The following is a 1,737-nucleotide window of genomic DNA, read 5'->3' as shown; positions in this document are numbered from 1 at the left end:
GTACAACAACTAAGAAAAGAAATAAATGAAGCCTTAATTAAATTTAATAACCATTTACATAGTCGTTAGAGCTTATTCAACTACCGGAGCGGTTTAGTTGACTAAGGACTGACATAATTATTAATAATTTAAGAAAGGTAGGATAGTGGATTGATGAATATTCAAAAATTGACTCAAATCATCTTAGGGAGTATTTCAATCCTAATTCTAAATGGATGTGACTCTAAAGATGATTTAAAAAAGCCAGTTCAAGATTATTTAAAAACTAATTATGGATTTGAAAAGGAGTTTCAAATTATAACAGCAGAAAACAATTTCTTGGTAGATTATAATTACGATACTCATTTAAGAATTGATAAACCGTATTCAGCGTATCCAAGACTTACTTTTGAAAAGGAGACTCATCAGGATAAAAGTATTATMTATAATTTTGTTCAAGAATCAAGTGATGATTTTTATTTAGAAATGTTTAAAGGTGCATATATAGAGCAGCATCCTGAAGTTATTCACGCGACGAATAAAATAATAAAAAAGTATGGATTAGTAAAATATCCTCAAAAAGTTGTTATTGAGGATGGAGAACCTGCCTACATGTTCCCTTTCGATAATATTGAATTAAATATAGTATATTCTCAAGAAGTATTAGAAGATTTTAAAAAGACCCAAAAGATTGATACCAATGCTCTTTTACCTACATTGAAACCAAGTGATCCTCGGCGTGAAAATTATAATTCGAGGTATATAGGTGTGGTGAATTTTTTATTTGAATTTGACATGAATAAAAATAAACATCCTATTCCAAAAGCTAAGGATTTAATAGTGGACTTTCAACAAAGTGGGGTATTAACTAAAGGGATATACAACATTGATATGTTGGTAGATGATTCAAATCCTGATCATTCGGTAGGATGGGAGTATAATAATGTAGCTTTATTTGAAGTTGATGAAAATGGTAAATATACTATAATTGCTACACCTAAATATGATCATCTATATAACTCATACTTTTACGGGGATTATGTAGCTAAAAAAATTAAATAATAGGTACACTAACTTGTTCAACTAACGGGTGCTTTACTTCAATAAGGAGTAAAGCCATTTTTCCTATTCAACTAACGGAGCAGTTTAGTTGAAGCCTATTTATTATTCGGGAGGGTATTTATACGTCTTTAGATGCGTGTGATTTATCAATTTAACCTCAGGTCCAACAGATATTTCATAGGTCATTCGGTCCTTCCCTACTGGAACCCAGTGTCCACCATCGGTAGGCTCAATATCAAATGTAATTTCTAATTTAAAGCCACGGAAACCATTTACTCTTCTTGTTTCAATCACTTCAATTTTCCATGGAGTGACCTGAGGTGAAAAATCCTTTAAAATCTTCGGGTAATAATAGTTATTCAAATCTTTTGCAATATAAGGAGTAAGCATGTTCATAAGCATATCCTGTAATCTAAGCTCTTCAGAGTCTTGAGTTGGTTCAGCTGATGAAAGGATTGTTGTTTGAAAAGAAGTAATAACAACAAGGGATAGTATAAAAACGATTAACATCTTTTTCATTCTCTTCAATACACCTCTTTACGACTTTATCTAATTAATTGTATTGTGACCTTTTCTGAATAAAGTATGTGCTTATTGAAACTAACGGGTGCTTTAGTTGAAGATCCTAGAGCTACTTTGGCAGCTTAACGTTTAAAGAATAAACAAATGGAACAAAGGAGGAAATGACATTTCAAT

Annotated in this window: 2 protein-coding genes; one reads left to right on the top strand and one right to left on the bottom strand. The window is 31.2% G+C overall.

What is annotated here, in order from left to right:
- Window positions 1-150 precede the first annotated feature (150 nt).
- Complete coding sequence (locus tag AC1DSL_RS17875; RefSeq protein ID WP_477533270.1) at window positions 151-1,041, top strand: hypothetical protein; 891 nt, start codon at window positions 151-153, stop codon at window positions 1,039-1,041.
- Window positions 1,042-1,143: 102 nt separating this feature from the next.
- On the opposite strand, the gene AC1DSL_RS17870 is transcribed toward AC1DSL_RS17875, so the two are convergent.
- Complete coding sequence (locus AC1DSL_RS17870; protein WP_477533269.1) at window positions 1,144-1,560, bottom strand: DUF3888 domain-containing protein; 417 nt, start codon at window positions 1,558-1,560, stop codon at window positions 1,144-1,146.
- Between the last annotated feature and the right edge of the window lie 177 nt (window positions 1,561-1,737).

The organism is Paenisporosarcina sp. P4_D4, assembly GCF_056401835.1.
This window is presented reverse-complemented; position numbering and strand designations above follow the sequence as displayed.

Coding starts and splice junctions, on each gene's coding strand:
- AC1DSL_RS17870 (WP_477533269.1), bottom strand. CDS start 1,560: ATGAAAAAGATGTTAATCGTTTTTATACTATCCCTTGTTGTTATTACT.